Raw genomic sequence first — 22,756 nt, 5'->3', positions numbered from 1 at the left:
ACTTGTTCAGTTTGTCTGCAGTTTTTTTAATTAAAAAGTTCTTTTGATTTCAGAAATCCGCACCTTTTCCGCAAGACTGTCTGCCATGCCGTTTCAAAGCAAGCGCCTGTGGTGTCTCTCTTCTAGCCAGTACTTCGGCAGGAGTGTCGCAAATTTCTTCAATCTAATGAGGGTTTCATCCATATAAAAAGTAAAAAAACATGAAGGTTAACCAGCTATTCTTTAAAATCAAGGTTCAGGATGAGACCATTCCGAACCATGATTTGAAACAAAGTTGATTGGAACGTAAGGTACGAGACTCCTGCGGGAAAAGCGCGTCAAAGGGAGACCCCGCAGGCTTGCGCCGAGGAGGCTCCCGGACGGACCGCCCGCGGAAAGCGAGAGCCTGGAGTGGAAAACAACTTCTAACCATCTACTAACTGTCGCTTGTGGCTAGCCAAGCGTTTTTTTGTAGTGGCATTTTATTTATCAATTGATAAAAGTCAGATGATTACGAAATCTGAACAAGGATTCAAGGTATTAAATTCTTTATTGTACTTTAAATGAATAAGGATTAAGATAAAAGAATCGAAAGGAAGTGGATACGAGTGAGCAGCAGTTCTTATGATCCTGAACCCAGAAAGCAAGAGGAAGCCAATATGATGCTAGAAGTCGAGACTGTTATTCTCCCTGAGTATCTGCTCGAAGAAGGTAAATAAGGCTTTCTCTATAGAAGAGGAGGTCAAAAAATGATTGAAATCTACAAGACGGATGATAACCGTCACCTGAACAATATCGAGGAAATGACAAAAGGTTCCTGGGTGAACATTGTCGCGCCCACAGAAGCTGAAATAGATTATATATGCTCGACTTTGAAGTTACCGATCAATTTCATGAAAGATCCACTCGATGATGAGGAAAGACCGCGAATCGAAAAAGAGGATGATAATGTTTTAATAATTGTCGACTTCCCATATTTGACCAGGGATGAAGCCGACTTACCGATTTTTGAAACGATCCCCATAGGCATGATCTTTACCAAAGACTGTTTCATTACGGTATCTCTGAAAGAAACTCCGATATTGGCGAATTTCAAAAACAATAAGATCAAAGGATTCTTCACCAATAAGAAGACGAGATTTGCTTTACAAATATTATTCGAGATTTCATCCTATTATTTACGTTACCTGAAACAGATTAACAAGATGACTAATGAAGCCGAACGTGAATTACATCAGTCGATGAAAAATAAAGAATTATACACTTTCCTTGCTTTGGAAAAAAGCCTGGTTTATTTTACGACATCATTGAAATCCAATCGTGTAGTCCTTGATAAGATCCTCCGATTTAATTATCTGAAAATGTATGAAGAAGATAAAGAATTGCTTGAGGATGTAATCATCGAAAATGCTCAGGCTATCGAAATGGCAGAAGTGTATCTATCTATTCTTAGCGGTATGATGGATGCATTCGCTTCGATCATTTCCAATAATGTCAATAATGCCATGAAGTTTCTAACATCAGTGACCATTATATTAACGCTTCCGACGATGGTGGCAAGTTTTTACGGAATGAATGTGGAACTGCCATTTGAACATAATCGGTTTGCTTTCATTTTTACATTATTAATTGCCATCACTTTGGCGGGGACGACTGCATTCATTTTCTGGAAGAAAAAATATTTTTAAGATTAACCGGCTAATTAAGCCGGTTTTTATTATGGGTTTGTGCAATTTGGAACATTGATTGAAACGTAGGGCACTCGCTTTCCGCGGGCTGTCCGCCCTCGGCGCATTTGCGCTTGTGGGGTCTTTCATGGACTCGCTTTTCCCGCAGGAGTCTCGCACCTTACGTTCCAATTATAGTTCAACTGGTGCGAGAACCATTAGGTTGATGCTGCCAAGCATGTTTTTGTTTTATTCCTCAAAAAAATCAGAAAAACCTTCACTGTTAATGCGATCTGTATAAGGGTTTTCATCATTTACATTCTTTGCATCCAAATTGGTTTTAATCACTAAACGGGGACTCTGTGACGCTTCTCTTATGATACGATCGTTCAACTCTTTAAAATCCGGTACATTCTTATTGCCAGGTTTGTTTGGTTCCAATAAAACCACCTCCATTTTTATCTTTGCAATAAATGATGGGGTGTATTCATGAATAATCTTAGGTTTGGGAAGGATAAAGGACTGAGGAGGAGATCAAGATGACCAAATGGAACGAGCAAGCATCTCGCAATAATAATTTAAGGGCAAGTGATTTAAACCCAGATGGAGCCCGAAAAGGAAAAATGGATTCAAAAACAATTGATGGAGATCAATTGAATGATCTAAAGATCCAAGAGGAAATCAGAAAGCAAAATATGTAAGAGAAGTCCCTGATTTTATTGTAAAGCAAAAAAGAAACATGCAGCGGAAAACGCTTGGCGGATAAACCAAGCGTTTTTTTCGTATCATGGTTTGAATTTCATGGTTGATTTAGGATTCACTTTTATCAGGTACGCTTTTGCTTTTTAAGTGAAGAGGGTTGAGTGAAGGACCCGGTTTCTTTTGTAGTGGTACCTTGCCCCTCTACCTGAGAAGAACCTAAACGAGTTTGTGAAGCATCTTTCTTGTTTTTTCCATTCATGTTTATCACCTCGATATTACTTTTCCTATTTCCTTTGCATCCTATACATATATTGAGGGGGATAAGGACAGGTTAGAAGGTAGAGGAGGTGTGTGTTGATGTCAAGAATCGGTGTTGAAGAATCATTAACGAATATTCAGGAAGCACTTCGTGAAAAAGGTTTTGATGTTGTGGAAATTAAACAAGAAGCTGACGCAAAAAACGTGGATTGTTGTGTGGTAACAGGTTTGGAAAGTAATGTAATGGGTATAAGCGATACTTCATTAAAAGCGTCTATCATTGAGGCAAATGGTTTAACGGCTGATGAAGTGTGCCGCGAGGTTGAAAATAAAGTGAATACCATTCAATAGTTCAAAAAGTGCCTAAACCGATATAGGGTTAGGCACTTTTTCCGTTTATTCAAGGTTACTGTGCTATGGAAATTTCCGCAATCAATTCCACTGCTACATTCCCTTTGATCGCCCGGGAAATCATACATGAAGTCTCGGCTTTCTCAGCAAGTCTCCCCGCTTTTTCAACCAATTTTTCAGAAGTACCCGGCACCAATATAAGTGCGGGGCGATGAATGATTTTCTTATAGGTGAATACACCATTCGTAACATCCACTAACGCTTCCGATTGCATGGTCAAGCTCACCTTTTCTATATGGGACCGCTCTAACATGGCAGCATAGGTAATGATATAGCAGGTCGATGCCGCTCCAAGCAGCATTTCATCGGGATTAGTTCCAATCCCTGGTCCTTCCATTTCCGTAGGAATGCTTATCTGTGTTTGAAGATTCCCTGAATGAATCGTGCCGCTATCATTTCTGCCGCCAGGCCACTCCGCAGTTAAATGAAAGTGATGTATTGTCATTTTTTAACCTCCTTACTATTCTGTAGTGTAAACGACAAAACAGGTTAAGTATCCGATTTTGCTCAATCAGTCAAATAATCCAGCGATTTCCGGAGTTTTTAAATGGCAAAGAATCCACCGCTGTGCGGATCTAAGAAATGAATTGATCAAATAAATTACCGCCCTGCCGAATTACGTTTCCAGCAGGCTCAATTTCTGCTAGCTGACAGAAGCATGCTTATTAAATATAAGATACATGTTGATGAAACAAAAGGCAGAGGCATTAGGCTATTTTAAGCACAATATTGGATAGGCTTTTCTATAATGATATAGACGGTTTTATATAAATAATACTTCATTAAGGAAGGGCTGAAAAGTTGACTACATTGAGTAATATGTTCGATTTGACTAATAAAACGGCTATCATTACCGGCGGCGGCAGAGGACTGGGCAAACAGATCGCCATGGCGTTGGGAGAGGCTGGCGCAAATATAGTCATTGCCTCACGAAATCTGCCTTTATGTGAGGAGGTATGTGAAGACTTGCAATCGATGGGTGTTAATGCCGTTGCCTTTGAATGTGATATCACCGATGTGAGCGCCATTGACCATGTCGTTCAGGAAACGGTTGCTCAATTCGGCACGATTGATATTCTTGTCAATAATAGCGGTACGTCTTGGTCAGGTCCGCTTTTGGATCTTCCAAAGGACAAGTGGGAAAAAGTATTGAATGTTAACGTTACAGGTACATTCCTGTTTTCACAGGCTGTAGCGAAGGTCATGAAGCAGCAAAATTCCGGAAAAATCATAAATATTGCATCGGTGTCAGGTCTTGGCGGGACGTTTCCTGAGCTTTTGGATACGATAGCTTATAACACCAGTAAGGGTGCCATCATTACAATGACCAAGGATTTAGGAGTTAAACTTGCTAGATACGGCATTCAAGTCAATGCAATTGCACCTGGATTTTTCCCGACTAAAATCACAAAGAAAATTCTTGAAAAGTCTAACTATGACATATTAGGTAAAACTCCGGCTGGCAGGTTTGGCGATGAAGATGATTTAAAGGGTGCCGCCGTTTTTTTAGCCTCACAGGCTTCTGACTATATGGTGGGCCATATTTTGATCATTGACGGTGGAATATCAGCATTAGTATAAACGGAGGAGAAAGGAAGGAAGAAATATATGGCGGAAAAATCCAATTTTTATAAAGGGCTTAAATTACTGGGCACACAAAAAGAGCAACAGCTGAATAGTAAAATTCAAAATCTGCTGAATAATCGCGAATTAATCGAAAGAGTGAGCAATAATGCGCAAATGCAGGTACCAAGAATAAATAGTCTGCAGGAAACCTCAGAAAGAATGTCCATCATCATGAATTATCCAACAAAAAAAGATGTGGCGAGTTTAGCGAAATTAGTCATCCAACTCGAAGAAAAAATTGATGGGTTGGAAGAATTGGTCTCTATACTAGTTGAGAGTAGGGGCGGAAATGTCGGGGGTAATTCTTCAATTCGCAATAAAGGCAATGCCAATTCATCCCGCAGCATCAAAAAGAAATCAAGATTGGCATCCAATGAAAAGGAAGGGAGTAAAAAAAGGTTATCTGATTTTATAAATAACTCCTTATTGTTAAGCTCACAGCTGCCTGAGTTCAATTCAGTTGGTCAGGAGAATTCAAATGGCTAAGCGGAAAGTGCCGAAAAATCAATCTGAATCCAAAACTAAATGGCAACATTTATTGGATATTCCCAATCAGCTAATGCCTGAAATGGGACTGACTCCGAAAATAGCGGTGTGGAAAAAAAACAAATCAACGCTTTGGTTTTATCCCTCAGCACAAAAAAAATATGATGTACCGGTTTTTCTTATATATTCACTCATCAATACTCCTTTGATTCTTGATTTATCTCCGGGGAATAGTTTAATAGAATCTTTTGTAAATGAAGGTTTTGATGTGTATTTGCTTGATTTTGGAAGCCCGGGCTTTGAAGATGGTGACATATCGATCGAAGATTATATCGTCGATTATATTCAAAAAGGAGTGCAGCGTGCGTTACGTCACTCTGGAGCATCAGAAATTACAGTCATGGGGTTTTGCCTCGGAGGTACAATAGCCGCAATATATGCTGCCATTGCAGACGAGCCCATCAAGAATTTGATACTTTCCGTGACCCCGGTGGATTTCAGTGCCTCGGAATTTTTTGATCAATGGCAGGAAGCGTTAAAAGAAGGAACAGCGGATTTTGACGAGACAATAGATATTTATCAAACGATACCGGCCAGTGCAGTTAAATATGGTATCAGGTTAATTACATCACCCGTCTATATATCACCTTATTTATCTTTATTGAATCAAGCGGATGATGAAAAATACGTTCAAAACTGGCGCCGCTTCAATGCTTGGGCTAATGGGCATGTACCGTTATCCGGAGCAGCCGCAAAACAAATAACCAAGGATTTATTGATAAAAAATAGCTTGGTTAATGGTGGTTTTAAGGTAAGGGGAAAAAAAGCGAAGCTATCGAAAATTGATGCTAGTGTTTTGGTCATAGCAAGTAAGTATGATCGACTGGTCCCACAGGAAATGATTTATCCGGTAATGGAGCATTTAACATGTAAGGATAAGACATATAGCCTACTGAAAAGTGGACATGCTGCTAGACAATATTCCGGTGTACTCCCATATTATTTGAAGGAATGGCTGCCAGGGCGTTCTTCACCAATTCAATAAGATTAATTAGGGGGATGTGAAATGTACGTGTTGAACGTCAGTGAGGATATCAAAATCATGCCGGTTGTTGAGTATTTAGGCTTTGCGTCATTGATATTTTCAAAATTTTTTGCAACATTTCCGGATTACTAAAGCGAAATAAAATAAAAGGGCTGGCTCGTTAAGTAGAGCCAGTCTCTATTGTATCATTGATAATATTTCACACGTTCTTCAAGTGGTGAGAAGTCTTTATCGCCAGGTTCTGCAGTGGGTTTTCCAAAAGGCAACTGTGCGATGAGTTTCCAATCTCGTGATATATCCCATGTCTTTCTCACTTCGTCATCGATTAAAGGATTATAATGCTGAAGGCTTGCACCAAACCCTTCAATTTCCAAGGAAGTCCATACGACAAATTGTAAAATGGCAGAAGATTGGTTCGACCAAATCGGAAAATTCTCAGCATACGTTTTGTATTGTTCTTGTAGCCTATTTATTTTGGCCTGGTCTTCAAAGAATAAAACCGTTCCATAACCATTTATAAATGATCTCATTTTTTCTTCCGTTTTTGTAAAATCTTTGCCATCGGCTGCTTTTTTTAATGTTTCTTTCGTGATATCCCATAATTGGTCGTGGCTTTGACCAGTTAGTACAATCACTCTGGCACTTTGGGAGTTGAAAGCGGAAGGGGAGTATTGAACGGCATGATCGATAACTTCTTTAATCCTTTTATCAGGAACAACATGTTCCTTGCTAAGGGAATAATAAGAGCGTCTATCTTCAATTGCACTAAAAAAATCTTTAACCATATATCACAACCTCCATTCTTATACCGATTTATTTTGGCCTGTATTTTTTATTTTATGATAAGTGAATCCGGTTGAAATTATTTGAATGAAAATGGTTGACAATTTTATCCCTGTCGTTTATCTTTAAATCAAGATATTTGCATTAAAAGTATTACGTTAGGTTAAATACCTTGAATTCGAGATATTATTAGCGGATTAATTCATCTCCGTAAGGGGAGATTTATAAAGATAGGAGTGGTACGGATGGAATTAAAAGGATTACATCATGTTTCGGCGATTACAGCAAAAGCGGGAAATAACTTTGAATTCTACACAAAAGTCTTAGGGATGCGATTAATCAAAAAAACGGTGAATCAAGATGATGTTCGTGTGTATCACTTATTTTATGGAGATCAAATTGGTTCACCGGGTACGGAATTGACGTTTTTTGAAATTCCGAATGCTGCCCGCACTCATGAGGGAAACAATAGCATTTCAGAAATTTCTTTAAGGGTGAGGGATGATGAAGCGCTAGGATATTGGAAAAAACGGTTTGTGGAATTCAATGTTGAGCACGATGAAATATCGAGCCGTTTTGAAAGAAAGGTGCTTTCTTTTAAAGATCCTGAAGGGCAGAGGCTTCTACTGGTTTCCGATCAGGATAATAACGGCGTTGATGGAGGATTTCCGTGGGATGGAAGCCCAGTGCCGCAAGAGTTTTCCATACTTGGATTAGGACCAGTAAAACTCACAGTACCCAATATTGAACAAACAGAAAGTGTTCTTATCGAGGTATTGGGGTTCAGGAAATCAGGCACATACCCATCCGCAATCAGGGGGCAAAATCCGATAGTCGTTTACGAGACAGGTGAAGGAGGAACTGGAGCAGAACTCCATATTGAAGAAAGGAATGACATACCTCGGGAAAGGCTGGGGAGGGGTGGAGTACATCATGTTGCCTTTCGGGTGGATGATGAAGAAGAATTGAGAAAATGGGTAGAAAAAATTAGTGAATCGAAATTCGTGAACTCGGGATATGTGGACCGCTTTTATTTCCGTTCACTCTATTTTAGGGAGCCGAATGGCATATTGTTTGAACTAGCTACTGATGGACCTGGTTTTGAAGTGGATGAAGCTGAGCAGCATCTAGGTGAGAACCTTGCCCTGCCACCTTTTTTGGAATCGAAAAGAAAGGATATTGAATCGAATTTAAAACCACTTAATACAAAATCAACTAATTAATCAACGGGAAAGGAAGTAATCGGCATGCAAAAGCAAAATGCAGGGATACATCATATAACCGCAATTGTAGGCAATCCTCAAGAGAATGTGGATTTTTATGCTGGAGTATTGGGAATGCGTATGGTGAAGAAAACCGTTAATTTTGATGATCCAGGCACCTATCATTTATATTTCGGAGATGAATCCGGTTCACCGGGCACAATCATCACTTTCTTTCCTTGGCCTGAGGCATACCGAGGGGCAATTGGCTCCGGACAAGTGGGGATTACAACATATGCCGTTCCGGAGGGTTCAATGGGCTTCTGGGAAAATCGTTTGGGTAAATTTAATATAGACTTTGAAAAGGTTTCACGTTTCGGTGAGGAATATCTTGAGTTCCAAGACCCACATGGTTTGCAACTTGAACTGGTTGAGCGTAAAGAAGGTAAAAATAGCGAGTGGTCATTCGGGGGTGTACCAGCTGATAAGGCGGTCAAGGGTTTCGGCGGAGCTGTATTATTTACATCAAAACCGATCAAAACGATGGAACTTTTAGAGGAAGTGATGGGCCTTCAAAAGGTTGGGGAAGAGGGCGATTTCATCCGCTTCAAATCCACATCGGATATCGGCAATTTGATCGATGTTAAAAAAACGGTTTTACCAAACGGTAAAATCGGAGTGGGAACTGTCCATCACATTGCATGGCGTGCGAGCGATAATGAAGATCATAAAGAATGGAGGGAGCATATCGGTAACCATGGCTATGGTGTGACACCCTTTACAGACCGACAATACTTCAATGCCATTTATTTCAGGGAAGATGGAGGCATACTCTTTGAAGTAGCCACAGATCCACCTGGCTTTGCTCATGATGAAACGAAAGAAACGATGGGCAGTAAATTAATGCTGCCGCCATGGTTGGAAGAAAAGCGGGAAGTTATGGAAAAAACGTTACTGCCGGCAGTGCCGAGAGTACTAGAGGAGGATAAATGATGAAACATATTTTTCAAAAAGGAAGTAATCCAGAAGCTCCGTTACTACTGCTGTTACATGGCACTGGAGGAACGGAAACAGATCTCTTGCCATTATCCGAAATGGTTTCACCGGGTTCGTCCGTACTGAGCGTACGGGGAAATGTACTTGAAAATGGAATGCCCCGTTTTTTCCGACGGTTAGCTGAAGGGGTTTTTGATGAAGAGGATTTGATTTTCCGAACGAAGGAGCTTTATGACTTCTTGGAATCAGCGTCCGGAAAATATGACTTCGACCGTGACAGAGTGGTGGCATTAGGTTATTCCAATGGTGCAAATATAGCGGCAAGTTTGCTGTTCCATTACGAAGGGGCCTTACAAGGAGCGATTCTTCATCATCCAATGGTTCCAAGACGAGGGATTGCTTTGCCGTCCCTTTCAGATATACCTGTATTTATAGCTGCAGGTAAAAACGATCCGATTTGCCCTGCAGAAGAAACTGATGAACTTAATCAACTTTTACAGCAAGCTGGCGCTACAGTTGAAGTTCAGTGGGAAAATTACGGTCATCAGTTGACACGTTCAGAGGTTGATGCAGCAGGTTCATGGTTTCAAAAGAACTTTTTAAAAGAATGAGGGGGAATGAAGATGATTTCTGTTAACCCTGAAAGTCTGACTGAACGGGATAATTATAAGTTTTTGACTGGAAGCATTATACCGAGACCTATAGCGCTGGTTACGACACAATCCGAAACCGGTACAATCAATATAGCGCCGTTCAGCTTTTTTAACATAGTCAGTTCAAATCCTCCGATGATTTCCATTTCTGTTCAACGGAAAGAAGGAGTTTCAAAGGATACAGCCCGAAATGCAATTCAAACAGGTGAGTTCGTTGTTCATATCACTGACGAAAATAATGTTGCTGATGCAAATCGAACGGCCAAGGAACTCCCATCTGAAGAAAGTGAATTGGGTCTTACTAATTTCACGCTGGCTGTTAGTGATAGGGTATCCGTACCAGGATTGGAAGAAGCAAAGGTGCGTTTTGAATGTACATTAGAGCAATCGATTCCGTTGGCAGGTTCCAAGAATGAACCTGGTTGTGATTTACTGATAGGGAAAATAGTCTGCTATCATATAGAGCAAGATATTTACCATAATGGCCGTATTGACCCGAAAGGGCTAAAACCTGTAGCAAGATTAGCAGGTCATACTTATACAAAACTAGGGGAATTATTTGAAATAGAACGTCCTTAAGGAAAAAGAAAAAAATGGCGACATCTTTTAAGATGTTGCCATTTTTAAGACCAAAATGACCCCGGTTAGTTTTATTTGCCATTATAATAAGCTTAGCGCTTGTTCCAAAAATAAGCAGCCTTTTAATATTAATGCCGCAGACGCCATGATCGTTAGCATTTAAAAGGAAGTCTTTACATTCCGAAACAAAACTTGACAAATTTTTCATAGATTGATAAAGTTATAAAAAAATAATTTCTTATCCAGAGAGGTGGAGGGACTGGCCCTATGAAACCTCAGCAACAGGTCTACAAAGACACTGTGCTAATTCCAGGGGGTGAAACCTTGATAGATAAGACCGTACGTGTTTATTTGTCAGTAACGCACTCTTTTTTAGAGTGCGTTTTCGTTTTTTCTGGATGCAAGATTAAGGAGAGTAAGAATGGATAACAAAAGGAAGCATGATTTTCAAAGGCAAATGCAAGCACGGCATATAATAATGCTATCGCTTGGCGGGGTGATTGGAACTGGTTTATTCTTAAGTTCGGGTTATACGATTCAACAGGCTGGTCCGTTCGGAACCATCCTTTCGTATCTGATTGGTGCATTAGTGGTTTATCTAGTCATGCTATGTCTAGGTGAACTATCAGTGCATATGCCCGAGACTGGTGCGTTTCATAGTTACGCAACCAAATACATCGGACCAGGGACAGGGTATACAGTAGCCTGGTTGTATTGGCTAACCTGGACTGTTGCACTAGGTTCGGAATTCACGGCTGCAGGATTGTTGATGCAGCGATGGTTTCCATCAATCAGTGTCTGGGTATGGAGTGCTCTATTTGCCATTTTGGTTTTGGCATTAAATGCGTGGACCGTTAAGTTTTTCGCTGAATCCGAATTCTGGTTTGCGTCTATAAAGGTATTTGCTATTGTAATATTCATTATTCTGGGAGCTGCGGCAATGATAGGTTTCATTCCAATGATTAACGCACAATCAGCTCCGTTATTTTCCAATGTTACAAGTGCAGGTTTATTTCCAAATGGTGCTTTTGCCATTCTAATGACGATGCTCGCGGTGAATTTTGCATTTTCTGGAACTGAATTAATCGGAGTTGCAGCTGGAGAAACTGTGAATCCGAAAAAAACGATTCCAAAGGCAATCCGTATGACATTATGGAGATTGATTATCTTTTTTGTCGGTACCATCGTTGTTTTATCCGCATTATTGCCTGTTTCGGATGCAAGCGTATTAGAGAGCCCCTTTGTTGCCGTTCTAGAACGAATTGGAGTGCCATATGCAGCGGATATTATGAACTTTGTTATATTAACTGCCATTTTGTCCGCTGCGAACTCAGGACTATATGCCTCATCCAGGATGCTTTGGTCACTTGCAGATAAGAAAACTATTTCACCAATATTTGCAAAATTGACAAAACGGGGTGTTCCCTTAAATGCAGTCCTTTTCAGTATGCTGGGCGGTGTTTTAGCACTTTTCTCGAGTATTATTGCGCCGGATACTGTATATATAGTGCTTGTATCCATTTCTGGACTAGCCGTGGTTATAGTTTGGATGAGTATTAGCGCGTCACAGTTTCTATTTCGCAGACGATATATAAACGAAGGAAACTCAGTTAATGATTTGGCTTATCATACACCATTATATCCATTCGTACCAATCGTTTCATTTATGCTATGTCTTGCTTCTTGCATAGGAATTGCATTTGATCCTACACAAAGAATAGCACTATATTGTGGCATTCCGTTTATTTTGTTTTGCTATGGAAGTTATTATCTGACACAAACCATAAAGAAAAGAGGAGTAGACCATGAAAAATAAAATTAACCCAATTGAAGCAATTTTACAAGGTCATTCAGTTATGATTTTGGACGGAGCTTTAGCTACAGAGCTTGAAAGTCATGGGTGTGATTTGGACGATCCCCTGTGGTCTGCACGAGTATTACTTGAAAATCCAGAAGTGATTTACCAGGTGCACTCTGACTACTTTCGAGCTGGTGCTGACTGTGCGATAACGGCAAGCTATCAAGCAACGGTTGAAGGTTTCGCCCTCCGCGGAATACAAGAAAAAGAGGCATTGGATCTAATCAGGAAAACGGTTTTACTAGCAAGAAAAGCAAGAGATGACTTTTGGAAGGAAGAATATCAAACGATTAGACCTAAGCCATTGGTTGCTGCATCAGTTGGACCTTATGGGGCTTATCTTGCAGATGGTTCAGAGTATGTTGGGAATTATGGTGTTTCAGATGAAACTTTGGAGGCATTTCATCGCTCACGAATATCAGCTTTGATTGAAGCAGGAGCTGACATTTTAGCATTTGAAACGATTCCTTCCCTGCAAGAAGCAAAAGTATTACATTCATTATTGAAAGATTATCCAGAAGTTTATGCTTGGCTGTCTTTTTCTTTGAAAAATGAAAAAGCGATAAGTGACGGCACATTGCTGGAGGAGTGTGCCAGATTGTTTGGGGACAGTGAGCAAATTGCCGCAATTGGCATCAACTGTGCGCCTGTATCAGTTATCACGGAAGCCATACAGGTGTTGCGTGCAAACACGCATAAACCAATTATCGTTTATCCGAATTCCGGTGAATCATATAATCCAGAAACTAAAACATGGCATGGTCCAGAATCATGTAATAGGCTCGATGTGAAATCTGAAGATTGGCACCATGCGGGGGCAAATATAATTGGAGGATGTTGCAGAACCGCTCCACATCATATTGCTGGCATTTCAAGAAAGTGGCGACCTTCCGTGGTAACGTTCTCCTAGCATTTTTTGTTATCAAAAATATTGTTATTAAATATGTAAGTAGTCGGGAAACCTATAAACAAAAAGAACAGGAATCTGGCGGTTCCTGTTCTTTTTGAGCTCTTTATTCAGATTCGAGTAATTTGAAAGGATTGAATTATTAATTTCTTGGCACTTCAGAAATAAGTCGCACAAGATCAGCTGAAAATTACAGGTAAACCAACCCTTTTGCAAAAACTGTAAAAAGAGAAATTAAATCATATTTTTTTCGTGCTTGGGAAAACTAGACAAACAATGAATGGAAAGGAGAGAATGAGTTATGAGTCGTGGTAAAAATTTTAATCATAAAGAAAAAGGACATCCAGGAAATTTACCCAATAATAGAATTAGCGAAGAGAAGGAACACAGCCGCCAGTATGAACAGATTGAGGATATTGTCACTCATGAAGCTTTCAAGAATAGGGAAAAAGAAGATGAAATGCCTTAAAATATGGAAATGCAGCATATCTGTTGAGACATTATATTGAGGAATTTTCCATTTCTTTAAGGATTCCAATAATAGAAGCACATGAATTAAGACATAACGCTCACTTCATGTTGCTTCTTTTTTGATATTAATTCACCGGGGGAAACCATGATCTTTTCCATGTTTTTTCTTTCATTGCAAATAAAGAGGGAAAATGAATAAGTCTAAAGAGGACAACAGAAAATGAAAATGGATGGGATTTTTTAAAAAAACCGACTATCTTCTATATATTAGTTAATGAAATTTAAATTTCAAACACGGAAATAATTACGTGCAACCGTCAAAATGGGCGAACCGACTATCCTAATTGATGAAAGCCGCGGTATATTACAGTTATAATGAACATGTCAGGCAGTATAAGAACCTGCTGAAGAAGTACGGTTCTTTTACCAAATACCAGTTTAAACTCAATGTCTGCCTATGTTTCATTTTGTTTATCGCGATTTATTTCCACTTCCCGTTTAGCTCTAATAAAAGCGATAAATTGAATCGTTTCCTCTTCAGAAAGGGAAATTCCATCTACAGCTAGCTTCATATCTGGTAAATCCGTTAATTCCATGACTTGAGGCGACTCATTATCCATATCCTTAGATTGATAATCTACTCGACCCAGAATGTAATCAGTTGAGGTATCATATAAGCCTGCCAATAAATTAATCGTTTCTAATGAAGGGCGGCGGTGGCCCGATTCGTAACCGGCATAGGTACTTTTGGCGATTCCGAGCCTGTCAGCGGTATATTGCAAAGACCATCTTTTGGACTTCCTTAATGTAGTCAATCTATTTAAAATCATTATTATTACTCTCCTTTTATATAAATCCATTATAACATCATATTGAAAAAAGTGTACGCGTAATGAATAACTTTCGCTTGATTTCACTATGAAACATGACTATAATTACATGTGTTGTACGCGTTACATGAACATTTACAGCGGAAACATCCTTTTCTGAGATATTAGAATGATAGTGAAACAGGGAGGCTTATTAGGGGGTAGTATATTGGAAAAGTTAAAATCAAAAATGAAGAAGTTGATGTTGCTTACTACAGGTGGTACAATTGCATCGTTAGAAGGAAAAAATGGACTTGTTCCAGAAATGAAAGCTGACGAAATTTTAGGCCACCTACCGGGATTGGATTTACTATGTCAGATTGATAGTAAGCCTTTGATGAATATTGATAGTACAAATATGCAGCCGGAAGATTGGACAGAAATGGCACAATCCATCCATAAGCACTACCATGATTACGATGGCTTTGTGATAACCCATGGAACAGATACAATGGCTTACACTTCTGCTGCGCTCTCATATATGTTACAAGATTTAGGGAAACCAATCGTCATTACTGGTTCTCAGGTCCCGATTGCCTTTAAAAAGACAGATGCCAAAAGGAATATCTCTGATGCGATCCGGTTTGCTTGTGAAGATATTGGAGGAGTATATGTTGTTTTTGATGGCAGAGTCATTCAGGGTACGAGGGCCATTAAATTGAGAACGAAAAGCTATGATTCGTTTGAAAGTATTAACTATCCTTATATTGCGACCATATTCAAAGATAAAATTGAGTATCTAAAGCCAGTTCATTCACGAAAGAATAAGGAAGCTAAGTTGGATGCTTCCCTATGTACTGATGTTGCTTTAGTCAAGCTGCATCCCGGTATTAAGCCTGAATTCTTTGATTTCCTGAAAAATCAATGTCGGGGAATCGTAATTGAAAGTTATGGAAGCGGTGGTATTCCATTTCAAGGAAGAAACATTTTAGAGAAATTGAATGAGTTAGTACAATGTGGAATATCCGTTGTCATTACTACCCAATGCTTAGAAGAAGGGGAAGATATGGATATTTACGAAGTGGGACGAAAAGTGAACAAGAATGTCATCATTCGTTCCAGGAATATGAATACAGAAGCCATCGTTCCTAAGTTGATGTGGATATTAGCGAAGACGCAGGATCCTAAAAAAGTGAAGGAAATGATGGAAACACCGATTGCAGAGGACATTACATTCTAGAACAAACAAAGGGGCAAGAGGAAATGTTGATAGAAGAGAAAACATACCGAATCGAGAAAGACTTTCTTGGGGAAAAGGAAATTCCAGCAGATGTTTATTATGGTATACAAACTTTACGCGCAGTGGAAAATTTTCCGATTACCGGTTACAAAGTCAATGAAGAAATGATTCGTGCACTGGCCATGATTAAAAAAGCGGCCGCTTTAGCGAATATGGATACCAAACGATTATATGATGGTATTGGAAGCGCTATCGTCAAAGCTTCTGAAGAAGTGATCGATGGAAAGTGGCATGAATATTTCATCGTTGACCCAATTCAAGGCGGTGCGGGGACATCGATGAATATGAATATTAATGAAATCGTTGCCAACCGTGCGTTAGAACTTATGGGACACAATAAAGGTGATTATGTACATGTTAGCCCAAATAGCCATGTTAACATGTCTCAATCAACCAATGACGTATTCCCAACTGCCATTCATTTATCAACATTGCGTCTTTTGGAGCAATTGTTACAAACAATGACCAAGATGAGTACGGTTTTAAAGAAAAAAGCAAAACAATTTGATCATGTTATCAAAATGGGACGCACACATCTTCAGGACGCAGTGCCGATTCGCCTTGGTCAAGAATTCGAGGCTTACAGTCGCGTTTTGGATCGGGATATAAAAAGAATAAGTCAATCACGTCAACATTTATATGAAGTGAATATGGGAGCAACAGCAGTGGGAACGGGATTGAACGCAGATCCGCGTTACATTGAAAACGTTGTTACATATTTAGCTGAAATCAGTAACTTGCCGCTTGTAGGAGCAGAACATTTAGTAGATGCAACCCAAAATACGGATGCATACACTGAGGTATCAGCTTCATTGAAAGTATGTATGATGAATATGTCTAAAATTGCAAATGATTTACGTTTGATGGCTTCAGGACCGAGAGCGGGATTAGGAGAAATCACACTTCCAGCCCGTCAACCAGGTTCATCCATCATGCCAGGTAAAGTAAATCCAGTCATGCCAGAATTAATTAATCAAGTCGCTTTCCAAGTAATCGGGAACGATAATACGATTTGCTTAGCATCAGAAGCGGGACAACTAGAGTTGAACGTAATGGAACCAGTGCTTGTATTCAATTTGTTGCAATCAATCAGCATTATGAACAATGCTTTCAATGTCTTTACAGATTATTGCTTGGAAGGCATTGAGGCTAATGAGCAGCATTTAAAAGATTATGTCGAACAAAGCGTCGGAGTGATTACAGCAGTCAATCCGCACCTTGGGTACGAAGTGGTTTCACGTATTGCCCGTGAAGCGATATTGAAAGGGAAATCAGTTCGCGAACTTTGTTTACAATATGATGTGTTGACAGAAGAAGAATTGGATCTGATTCTAAATCCTTATGAGATGACAAAACCCGGAATAGCGGGGGCTTCTCTTTTTGATCGGCAATAACCAGTATCTTGGTAGAAAATATGAATCTATATGATTTTTGATATAATGACCATGCCTTTAGGACCGTTGGTATAAAGGCATGGTCATTTTTTATATGCATTTCAATAAGGTATGTCAAACAAACGTCCGTCAACTTCTTTTTGTCATAGATAACTTAATATTCAGTTATTGCGAGCATCAATCTAATCATGAATCGGTTTAACTGACAGTAGAAAACCCATCCCCCTTAGAATATATCCAGGGGGATGGGGAAACTTGAGCTCAATAATATGCCTGTATTAGCCCTTTACCACTTCCTGTCCTCGAACATTCCAAGTACATGCAAAGACCACTACTGCCAATACACAAGAAATCGTAATTAGAATTTTGTTCAAGATTCTAATCGTACCGTTCTATTCAGTATTGTTCAGCCATACATTACAAAGATGTAAATAGAATGATTAAGGGGGAACTGCTTTGTCAGAAGGTGTGCATAGTATCATATTACCTGTTTCCAAAAAAACGGTATGGGGTTTTGTAAGTAGCATAGATCGTTGGGCACCTCTAGTCCCAGGATATATCAATCATGAGATGTTAAATGAGCGGACACTTATTTGGGAGTTTAAAAGCGATTTGGGATTAATGAAGAAGAAAATTAAACTGGAAGTGAATATATTGGAATGGATTGAACCAGATAAGGTAACATTTAAGCTTAAGGGATTAAATGAAAAATTTGATGGCCATGGCTATTTTTTAGCAGAAGAGTGCGGAATTGGACAGACTAAAATGACTGGCTGCCTGGCGATTACGGCAAAAGGCGCTAAAGCCCCTATCGTCAATGTTTTGTTAAAAACCTACGTTCCCCAAATGACAATCGAGTTTTCTGAGGCAGTTGCTCAAAGTCTCCTTGTACAAAAATAGGAATTACATATTGGAGTTTTATTGGATATTGGCACTTGACAATTATACCTAAGTGGTATGTATTATAAATTGTAAGATTTTTATCAAACCTTCATTTCGTCTGAAAGGGTTTTATGATGGATGTCTGGATAGGATTCATAAGTAATAGGCAGGGTAGGAGGCCTCACATGGAGTACGATAAGCAGGTTAAAAATAGAGTGAAGCGAATTGAAGGACAGCTTCGCGGGATTTTGAAAATGATGGAGGATAATAAAGATTGCAGGGATGTAGTAACTCAGTTATCTGCAACCAGATCTGCAATCGATCGGACGATCGGGGTAATAGTAAGTTCCAATCTTGTTGAATGCGTCCGGGAGGCTAATGAATCCGGGGAAAAGAATCCCGAAGAGCTAGTGAAAGAAGCTGTGAATTTATTAGTGAAAAGCCGGTAAGCAATTATTTTTTTGTTAAATTGGAATTTTTAAAACAAATATTATTAGACTGCCTGGCCAATCTGAGAAATTTTAGTGTCAGGGGTGGATGGATTTTTTAAAATGGACCTCTACAAGAAGAGGTCCATTTTTGTGAATTCTCTGTTTTCATTTCTGATAAGCAAATCCTTTGATATAAAGAATTTGCATGGTATCCTTAAAGGGATAAAAATTTAGTGAGGGTATGCTATGGAATTTACGCATGTTACATCGGTTTTGCTCGGCCTCGTCATCATTCTAAATATTTTATTTGCAACGATTGTCATATTTTTTGAAAGAAGGGAAGCGAGCACGACCTGGGCTTGGTTATTGGTATTATATTTTTTGCCTGTAGTCGGTTTTATTTTATACCTGCTTTTTGGAACAAGTTTAAGGCATGCACACTTATTCCAATGGGAGGATAAGAAGAGGATCGGGATCGAAGAAATCATTGATAAACAGATGGAAGAGCTTTCAACGAATCATTTTCCTTTTCGAAATGCTTCTTCGAGTAATTATCGTGATTTGATTTATATGCATCTCCGAAAAAATGATGCCGTACTTACTGAAGATAATAAAGTCGATATTTTTACGGAAGGGAAAAATAAGTTTGACCAGCTTTTTAAAGATATCGAAGCGGCCGAAAACCATATACATATACAATATTACATCATTCAAAGGGACGGCCTGGGTAAACGATTCATTGAAGCTTTGACTAAAAAAGCGAATGAAGGCGTCAAAGTCCGGCTGCTTTATGACGAATTGGGATCTAGAGGGATGACTAAACGTTTCTTCAGGGAATTTAGGCAGGCTGGAGGACGAGTGGAGGCATTTTTTCCATCCAAATTAAAATTTATAAATTTACGACTGAATTTCCGTAACCATCGAAAGCTCGTCATCATAGATGGAAAAGTAGGATATGTTGGAGGCTTTAATGTTGGTGATGAATATTTAGGGCTTAATCCAAAATTCGGTTATTGGCGTGATACACACCTTCGTATAGAGGGTTCGGCTGTCAAGGCCATTCAAACTCGGTTTATCCTGGATTGGAATCAGGCATCAAAGCATCATGATATAACTTATCAGCCTCATTATTTCCCTATTGTAGAGACTCAAGGAAATATTGATTTGCAAATAGTGACAAGTGGGCCGGATTCGGAATGGGAACAAATTAAAAATGGCTATATTAAATTAATTTCATCAGCAAAGAAATCGATTCTCATTCAAACACCTTACTTCATACCGGATGCCAGTTTATTGGATGCACTCAGGATTGCCAGCTTATCAGGGGTAGATGTGAAAATCATGATTCCGAATAAACCTGATCATCTTTTTGTTTATTGGGCAACGACTTTCAATGCAGGGCAGTTATTAAGAGCGGGTGCTAAGGTATACATCTATGATAACGGCTTTATTCATGCGAAGATGATCGTGGTGGACGAAGAGGTCTCCTCGGTGGGGACAGCAAACATTGATGTCCGTAGTTTTAAATTGAACTTTGAAGTCAATGCCTTCATTTATGATGAAGGCATGGCCGAAACACTGACCAGGATTTTTTATAAGGATATCGATGTATGCAGGCAGCTTACAATTGAAGAATTTGAAAAGCGATCAAAGTGGATTCGTTTTAAAGAGTCCATTGCAAGGCTGGTATCACCGATATTATAATATTTTAAATAAACGAACCATTACAACATGGTCTGTTCAGACTGTAGACAAATTCGAAAAATCGAGTTTGCCTGCAGTTTTTATAGTACGGAGCTTGACTTCAGAAATCCATTCCATTTCAGTTGTAGACCATTGTTATTCATTGAGTTTGCAAAATCGTTGACTTCCTCTCCAGGCACTCGCTTTCCGCTGCGGGGTCTCCCTTGGACGCGCTCTTCCCGCAGGAGTCTTGCACACCACTCCAATCAACTTTGCTTTATTTTTAGATTGAACTTCTTTTGTCTCAAAGTCAATGATTGAGGCTTCCTGCATTTTTAGTCTTATCCTAAAATCACGATATGTGGTGAGACCATTCCGAACTCGTTTTGGTACAATAGTTTATATCTAGAAAAGGGGGAAAGGCTGTGAAAACGTTTATAATCACAGGAGCTTCAAAAGGTTTAGGTGCTGCAATTGCAAAAGGGTGTTTGCAGACAAGTGATCATTGCATTTTAGTTTCCCGTACGGCCCATCCTGAAATGCAGCGGATTGCTGACGGTTCCGGGACGAAACTTACATTTATTTCTCAGGACTTGAATGAAACTGAAAAGTTGCCTTCCTTAGTCAATGAGATTCTTACTGAAGTCGATGATACAAGTGATATTTATTTCATTAATAATGCAGGTGTCATTGAACCTATTAAGCCGGTAGGAAACCTTGGTATAGTAAATTTGGAAACGAGCATGCGGGTGAATTTCATGGCACCCATCGTATTGGCTGATGAATTCGTTAAACAGACAAAGGACTGGAACAGAAAGAAGGTATTGGTCAACATATCTTCAGGAGCGGCAAAAAATCCATATCATGGCTGGGCAGCCTATTGCAGTACTAAGGCGGGGCTGGAAATGTTTACACGGGTTGCAGGGTTGGAACAGGATAAAACGTCTTTTCCTACGTCTCTCATTTCTTTTTCACCAGGGGTAATGGATACGGAGATGCAAGGGACAATCCGATCAGCAGACGAACGGGACTTTGCCGATCGAGACAAATTTCATGAATATAAAGAGAAGGGCATATTAAGAAGCCCTGAATTTGTAGCAGATAAACTTTTGCAGCTGCTTGAAGCAGAAGATTTGGAAAATGGGAAGTTCTACGACATTAAGAATTTACTTTGATGTATAGGAGAATATGGCTTATAGCTTGGGGGTGTCCTTTGGACAGCCTTTTTTTTTGTGAACCTTTTATTCCATTAAAAAAAGACTAAAAACCAGAATATCATCATTAGGAAATGTGATAATTCGTTCTAACCAATTACCTGAATAACATAAACTTTTTTGGAGGGAGTTTGGAGGGTTTTGAATGACGATCATTATTGTGAAAAAAGGTGACAGCCTTTGGGAAATTGCCTCGAAAAATAAAGTTGCCCCATCGAGGATAATTGAAGTCAACGGATTGGAATCAACAACTTTGGTTCCTGGTCTGGCATTGTATATACCTAATGAAAAAGCGGTGAATCGAAGGTATCTAATTAAAAGTCAGGATACCCTTACTAAAATCGGCAGTCGTTTTGGTACGAGTGCAGCGGCAATCAAGGAGGCAAACCCAGGAATCTCTGAAAACTCGCTAAAAGTCGGTACGGAAATTTTGATACCGTCTCCTTACAAAAATCAATTGATTACGCTGGGTTTTGCCTTCCCGACTTCAGGTGGAGTCGTATTTGAAACACTTGAGCAGAATGGTGATAAATTATCCTATTTAGCCATTGTCGCTTATTCGTTTACAAGGGAAGGAAATGCGTACGTTGATGGAGATGATCTCCCGCTTATCGCGAAATGCGAACAGACAGGGGTGAAGCCGCTACTGATGATCCGAAACTTTCAAGATGGTGATTTTGACGCTGATTTGGCTGGTGATGTCCTTGCCAGTTCAGTATACAGAGCGAATTTAATCAATAGTATGCTGACTTTCGTTAGGGAGAAAGGCTATGGGGGAGTCAGCATGGACATCGAATTCATCCCACCTGCCAGGCGTTCCGATTATGTGCTTTTTTTAAAAGAATTAAAGGAGGGGTTGAACGAACTGATCCTGCATGTGAACGTACATGCAAAAACAGCGGATAATCCTGATAATCGAATTGTAGGCGGGCATGATTATCGGGGGATCGGAGAGGCAGCTGACCTTGTTGCCGTGATGACCATTGACTATGGGTATCCGACTGGACCGCCTGAACCCATTTCCCCACTTTGGTGGATGGGAGAGGTTCTTCGTTATGCTTTGTTGAATATTCCTGAATATAAACTGCAGTCGGCATTTCCTATGTATGGATACGATTGGATAGTACCGAGCCACGAGACGAAAGCTTTATCAGCTCAAAATGCCCAAAACCTTGCCATTGCAACTGGTGCTGAAATAACTTTTGACACCTCAGCTGCTTCACCTTCCTATTCCTACCGAAGAGAGAATTCGAATCATGTCGTGTGGTTTGAAGATATACGATCGATAAGTGCAAAATATGAACTGATTGATGCATATGAACTGATAGGAGCAACTTATTGGCAGATCGGTTTGGAATTCCCGCAGAATTGGGAGTTTATAAATAATAATATCTGGATTATCAAATAGAATGAATGGGTG

General features: G+C 39.6%; 25 protein-coding genes and 1 riboswitch. Of the genes, 20 read left to right on the top strand and 5 right to left on the bottom strand.

What is annotated here, in order from left to right; all coding sequences use genetic code 11:
* The first annotated feature begins 728 nt into the window (after nucleotides 1-728).
* Complete coding sequence (locus OTG27_RS22205; protein ID WP_034307265.1) at nucleotides 729-1,667, top strand: magnesium transporter CorA family protein; 939 nt, start codon at nucleotides 729-731, stop codon at nucleotides 1,665-1,667.
* A gap of 228 nt (nucleotides 1,668-1,895) precedes the next feature.
* On the opposite strand, the gene OTG27_RS22200 is transcribed toward OTG27_RS22205, so the two are convergent.
* A complete protein-coding gene (locus OTG27_RS22200; RefSeq protein WP_063576027.1) occupies nucleotides 1,896-2,087 on the bottom strand; it encodes a hypothetical protein in 192 nt (63 codons plus the stop codon).
* Nucleotides 2,088-2,185: 98 nt separating this feature from the next.
* Here OTG27_RS22200 and OTG27_RS22195 point away from each other — a divergent pair, with 98 nt between their 5' ends.
* Entirely contained in the window at nucleotides 2,186-2,347 is a 162-nt protein-coding gene (locus OTG27_RS22195) for a hypothetical protein (protein WP_268565788.1), read from the top strand.
* Nucleotides 2,348-2,472: 125 nt separating this feature from the next.
* On the opposite strand, the gene OTG27_RS22190 is transcribed toward OTG27_RS22195, so the two are convergent.
* Nucleotides 2,473-2,607 carry a YuzL family protein gene (locus tag OTG27_RS22190; protein WP_095392115.1) on the bottom strand — a complete coding sequence of 45 codons (135 nt, stop codon included), beginning with the start codon at nucleotides 2,605-2,607 and terminating at the stop codon, nucleotides 2,473-2,475.
* Between the two features lie 98 nt (nucleotides 2,608-2,705).
* On the opposite strand from OTG27_RS22190, the gene OTG27_RS22185 reads away from it, so the two are divergent.
* On the top strand, nucleotides 2,706-2,957 hold the full coding sequence (locus tag OTG27_RS22185) for a YkuS family protein (RefSeq protein ID WP_034307261.1): 252 nt from the start codon (nucleotides 2,706-2,708) through the stop codon (nucleotides 2,955-2,957).
* A gap of 55 nt (nucleotides 2,958-3,012) precedes the next feature.
* Here the strand turns inward: OTG27_RS22185 and OTG27_RS22180 are convergent, their stop codons facing one another.
* Nucleotides 3,013-3,462 carry an OsmC family protein gene (locus OTG27_RS22180; protein WP_268565789.1) on the bottom strand — a complete coding sequence of 150 codons (450 nt, stop codon included), beginning with the start codon at nucleotides 3,460-3,462 and terminating at the stop codon, nucleotides 3,013-3,015.
* Between the two features lie 374 nt (nucleotides 3,463-3,836).
* On the opposite strand from OTG27_RS22180, the gene OTG27_RS22175 reads away from it, so the two are divergent.
* Genes OTG27_RS22175 through OTG27_RS22165 form a run of 3 tightly spaced genes read left to right on the top strand, consistent with a single transcriptional unit; the run spans nucleotide 3,837 to nucleotide 6,174 of the window.
* Nucleotides 3,837-4,598: an SDR family oxidoreductase gene (locus OTG27_RS22175; protein ID WP_057277435.1), complete on the top strand. Its 762-nt coding sequence runs from the start codon at nucleotides 3,837-3,839 to the stop codon at nucleotides 4,596-4,598.
* Between the two features lie 27 nt (nucleotides 4,599-4,625).
* Nucleotides 4,626-5,129, top strand: coding sequence for a hypothetical protein (locus OTG27_RS22170; protein ID WP_268938141.1), 504 nt, complete (start codon nucleotides 4,626-4,628; stop codon nucleotides 5,127-5,129).
* A complete protein-coding gene (locus OTG27_RS22165; protein WP_268938140.1) occupies nucleotides 5,122-6,174 on the top strand; it encodes an alpha/beta fold hydrolase in 1,053 nt (350 codons plus the stop codon). The genes OTG27_RS22170 and OTG27_RS22165 overlap by 8 nt, the downstream gene beginning before the upstream one ends.
* 185 nt (nucleotides 6,175-6,359) lie before the next feature.
* Here OTG27_RS22165 and OTG27_RS22160 read toward each other — a convergent pair whose 3' ends face one another.
* Nucleotides 6,360-6,959 carry a nitroreductase family protein gene (locus OTG27_RS22160; RefSeq protein WP_063576031.1) on the bottom strand — a complete coding sequence of 200 codons (600 nt, stop codon included), beginning with the start codon at nucleotides 6,957-6,959 and terminating at the stop codon, nucleotides 6,360-6,362.
* Between the two features lie 243 nt (nucleotides 6,960-7,202).
* Here OTG27_RS22160 and OTG27_RS22155 point away from each other — a divergent pair, with 243 nt between their 5' ends.
* From OTG27_RS22155 to OTG27_RS22125, 7 genes are all read left to right on the top strand, one after another.
* Entirely contained in the window at nucleotides 7,203-8,180 is a 978-nt protein-coding gene (locus OTG27_RS22155; protein WP_057277438.1) for a ring-cleaving dioxygenase, read from the top strand.
* Between the two features lie 24 nt (nucleotides 8,181-8,204).
* Nucleotides 8,205-9,152: a ring-cleaving dioxygenase gene (locus tag OTG27_RS22150; protein ID WP_268938139.1), complete on the top strand. Its 948-nt coding sequence runs from the start codon at nucleotides 8,205-8,207 to the stop codon at nucleotides 9,150-9,152.
* Nucleotides 9,152-9,766, top strand: coding sequence for an alpha/beta hydrolase (locus OTG27_RS22145; RefSeq protein ID WP_268938138.1), 615 nt, complete (start codon nucleotides 9,152-9,154; stop codon nucleotides 9,764-9,766). Before OTG27_RS22150 ends, OTG27_RS22145 begins: the two co-directional genes overlap by 1 nt.
* Before the next feature lie 12 nt (nucleotides 9,767-9,778).
* Nucleotides 9,779-10,387: a flavin reductase family protein gene (locus tag OTG27_RS22140; RefSeq protein WP_095678951.1), complete on the top strand. Its 609-nt coding sequence runs from the start codon at nucleotides 9,779-9,781 to the stop codon at nucleotides 10,385-10,387.
* A gap of 235 nt (nucleotides 10,388-10,622) precedes the next feature.
* Nucleotides 10,623-10,725: riboswitch (SAM riboswitch) on the top strand.
* A gap of 83 nt (nucleotides 10,726-10,808) precedes the next feature.
* Nucleotides 10,809-12,203: an S-methylmethionine permease gene (mmuP, locus tag OTG27_RS22135; protein WP_268938137.1), complete on the top strand. Its 1,395-nt coding sequence runs from the start codon at nucleotides 10,809-10,811 to the stop codon at nucleotides 12,201-12,203.
* Complete coding sequence (mmuM, locus tag OTG27_RS22130) at nucleotides 12,193-13,155, top strand: homocysteine S-methyltransferase (protein ID WP_268938136.1); 963 nt, start codon at nucleotides 12,193-12,195, stop codon at nucleotides 13,153-13,155. Before mmuP ends, mmuM begins: the two co-directional genes overlap by 11 nt.
* A gap of 298 nt (nucleotides 13,156-13,453) precedes the next feature.
* The gene (locus OTG27_RS22125; protein ID WP_162878727.1) at nucleotides 13,454-13,621 is read left to right on the top strand and encodes a hypothetical protein; all 168 of its coding nucleotides are present in this window, start codon (nucleotides 13,454-13,456) and stop codon (nucleotides 13,619-13,621) included.
* Between the two features lie 457 nt (nucleotides 13,622-14,078).
* On the opposite strand, the gene OTG27_RS22120 is transcribed toward OTG27_RS22125, so the two are convergent.
* On the bottom strand, nucleotides 14,079-14,453 hold the full coding sequence (locus OTG27_RS22120) for a helix-turn-helix domain-containing protein (protein WP_106027413.1): 375 nt from the start codon (nucleotides 14,451-14,453) through the stop codon (nucleotides 14,079-14,081).
* Nucleotides 14,454-14,682: 229 nt separating this feature from the next.
* Here OTG27_RS22120 and OTG27_RS22115 point away from each other — a divergent pair, with 229 nt between their 5' ends.
* The 7 genes from OTG27_RS22115 to OTG27_RS22085 all read left to right on the top strand — a co-directional run bounded on the left by OTG27_RS22115 (nucleotide 14,683) and on the right by OTG27_RS22085 (nucleotide 22,744).
* Nucleotides 14,683-15,672 carry an asparaginase gene (locus OTG27_RS22115; RefSeq protein ID WP_063577719.1) on the top strand — a complete coding sequence of 330 codons (990 nt, stop codon included), beginning with the start codon at nucleotides 14,683-14,685 and terminating at the stop codon, nucleotides 15,670-15,672.
* Between the two features lie 23 nt (nucleotides 15,673-15,695).
* A complete protein-coding gene (gene aspA / locus OTG27_RS22110) occupies nucleotides 15,696-17,126 on the top strand; it encodes an aspartate ammonia-lyase (protein ID WP_034307227.1) in 1,431 nt (476 codons plus the stop codon).
* A gap of 456 nt (nucleotides 17,127-17,582) precedes the next feature.
* Nucleotides 17,583-18,026 carry an SRPBCC family protein gene (locus OTG27_RS22105; RefSeq protein WP_268938135.1) on the top strand — a complete coding sequence of 148 codons (444 nt, stop codon included), beginning with the start codon at nucleotides 17,583-17,585 and terminating at the stop codon, nucleotides 18,024-18,026.
* A 167-nt stretch (nucleotides 18,027-18,193) separates the two neighbouring features.
* Complete coding sequence (locus tag OTG27_RS22100) at nucleotides 18,194-18,457, top strand: metal-sensitive transcriptional regulator (protein WP_034307218.1); 264 nt, start codon at nucleotides 18,194-18,196, stop codon at nucleotides 18,455-18,457.
* A gap of 228 nt (nucleotides 18,458-18,685) precedes the next feature.
* The gene (gene cls, locus OTG27_RS22095; protein ID WP_268565794.1) at nucleotides 18,686-20,143 is read left to right on the top strand and encodes a cardiolipin synthase; all 1,458 of its coding nucleotides are present in this window, start codon (nucleotides 18,686-18,688) and stop codon (nucleotides 20,141-20,143) included.
* Between the two features lie 404 nt (nucleotides 20,144-20,547).
* On the top strand, nucleotides 20,548-21,297 hold the full coding sequence (locus OTG27_RS22090; RefSeq protein WP_268938134.1) for a (S)-benzoin forming benzil reductase: 750 nt from the start codon (nucleotides 20,548-20,550) through the stop codon (nucleotides 21,295-21,297).
* 184 nt (nucleotides 21,298-21,481) lie between these two features.
* Nucleotides 21,482-22,744 (top strand): LysM peptidoglycan-binding domain-containing protein, encoded by a 1,263-nt coding sequence (locus tag OTG27_RS22085; protein ID WP_268938133.1) that lies wholly within the window; start codon nucleotides 21,482-21,484, stop codon nucleotides 22,742-22,744.
* Nucleotides 22,745-22,756 lie beyond the last annotated feature (12 nt).

It is taken from the genome of Peribacillus sp. AS_2 (assembly GCF_026891895.1).
GTDB classification, from domain to species: Bacteria; Bacillota; Bacilli; order Bacillales; family DSM-1321; genus Peribacillus; species Peribacillus frigoritolerans.
Note: the sequence above shows the minus strand (reverse complement) of the source record. Positions and strands in the feature narration are given on the sequence as shown.

Coding starts and splice junctions, on each gene's coding strand:
- OTG27_RS22145 (WP_268938138.1), top strand. CDS start 9,152: ATGAAACATATTTTTCAAAAAGGAAGTAATCCAGAAGCTCCGTTACTA.
- OTG27_RS22150 (WP_268938139.1), top strand. CDS start 8,205: ATGCAAAAGCAAAATGCAGGGATACATCATATAACCGCAATTGTAGGC.
- OTG27_RS22160 (WP_063576031.1), bottom strand. CDS start 6,959: ATGGTTAAAGATTTTTTTAGTGCAATTGAAGATAGACGCTCTTATTAT.
- mmuP (WP_268938137.1), top strand. CDS start 10,809: ATGGATAACAAAAGGAAGCATGATTTTCAAAGGCAAATGCAAGCACGG.
- cls (WP_268565794.1), top strand. CDS start 18,686: ATGGAATTTACGCATGTTACATCGGTTTTGCTCGGCCTCGTCATCATT.
- OTG27_RS22115 (WP_063577719.1), top strand. CDS start 14,683: ATGAAGAAGTTGATGTTGCTTACTACAGGTGGTACAATTGCATCGTTA.
- OTG27_RS22140 (WP_095678951.1), top strand. CDS start 9,779: ATGATTTCTGTTAACCCTGAAAGTCTGACTGAACGGGATAATTATAAG.
- OTG27_RS22120 (WP_106027413.1), bottom strand. CDS start 14,453: ATGATTTTAAATAGATTGACTACATTAAGGAAGTCCAAAAGATGGTCT.
- OTG27_RS22170 (WP_268938141.1), top strand. CDS start 4,626: ATGGCGGAAAAATCCAATTTTTATAAAGGGCTTAAATTACTGGGCACA.
- mmuM (WP_268938136.1), top strand. CDS start 12,193: ATGAAAAATAAAATTAACCCAATTGAAGCAATTTTACAAGGTCATTCA.
- OTG27_RS22185 (WP_034307261.1), top strand. CDS start 2,706: ATGTCAAGAATCGGTGTTGAAGAATCATTAACGAATATTCAGGAAGCA.
- OTG27_RS22190 (WP_095392115.1), bottom strand. CDS start 2,607: ATGAATGGAAAAAACAAGAAAGATGCTTCACAAACTCGTTTAGGTTCT.
- OTG27_RS22100 (WP_034307218.1), top strand. CDS start 18,194: ATGGAGTACGATAAGCAGGTTAAAAATAGAGTGAAGCGAATTGAAGGA.
- OTG27_RS22125 (WP_162878727.1), top strand. CDS start 13,454: ATGAGTCGTGGTAAAAATTTTAATCATAAAGAAAAAGGACATCCAGGA.
- OTG27_RS22175 (WP_057277435.1), top strand. CDS start 3,837: ATGTTCGATTTGACTAATAAAACGGCTATCATTACCGGCGGCGGCAGA.
- OTG27_RS22180 (WP_268565789.1), bottom strand. CDS start 3,462: ATGACAATACATCACTTTCATTTAACTGCGGAGTGGCCTGGCGGCAGA.
- OTG27_RS22165 (WP_268938140.1), top strand. CDS start 5,122: ATGGCTAAGCGGAAAGTGCCGAAAAATCAATCTGAATCCAAAACTAAA.
- aspA (WP_034307227.1), top strand. CDS start 15,696: ATGTTGATAGAAGAGAAAACATACCGAATCGAGAAAGACTTTCTTGGG.
- OTG27_RS22195 (WP_268565788.1), top strand. CDS start 2,186: ATGACCAAATGGAACGAGCAAGCATCTCGCAATAATAATTTAAGGGCA.
- OTG27_RS22085 (WP_268938133.1), top strand. CDS start 21,482: ATGACGATCATTATTGTGAAAAAAGGTGACAGCCTTTGGGAAATTGCC.
- OTG27_RS22155 (WP_057277438.1), top strand. CDS start 7,203: ATGGAATTAAAAGGATTACATCATGTTTCGGCGATTACAGCAAAAGCG.
- OTG27_RS22205 (WP_034307265.1), top strand. CDS start 729: ATGATTGAAATCTACAAGACGGATGATAACCGTCACCTGAACAATATC.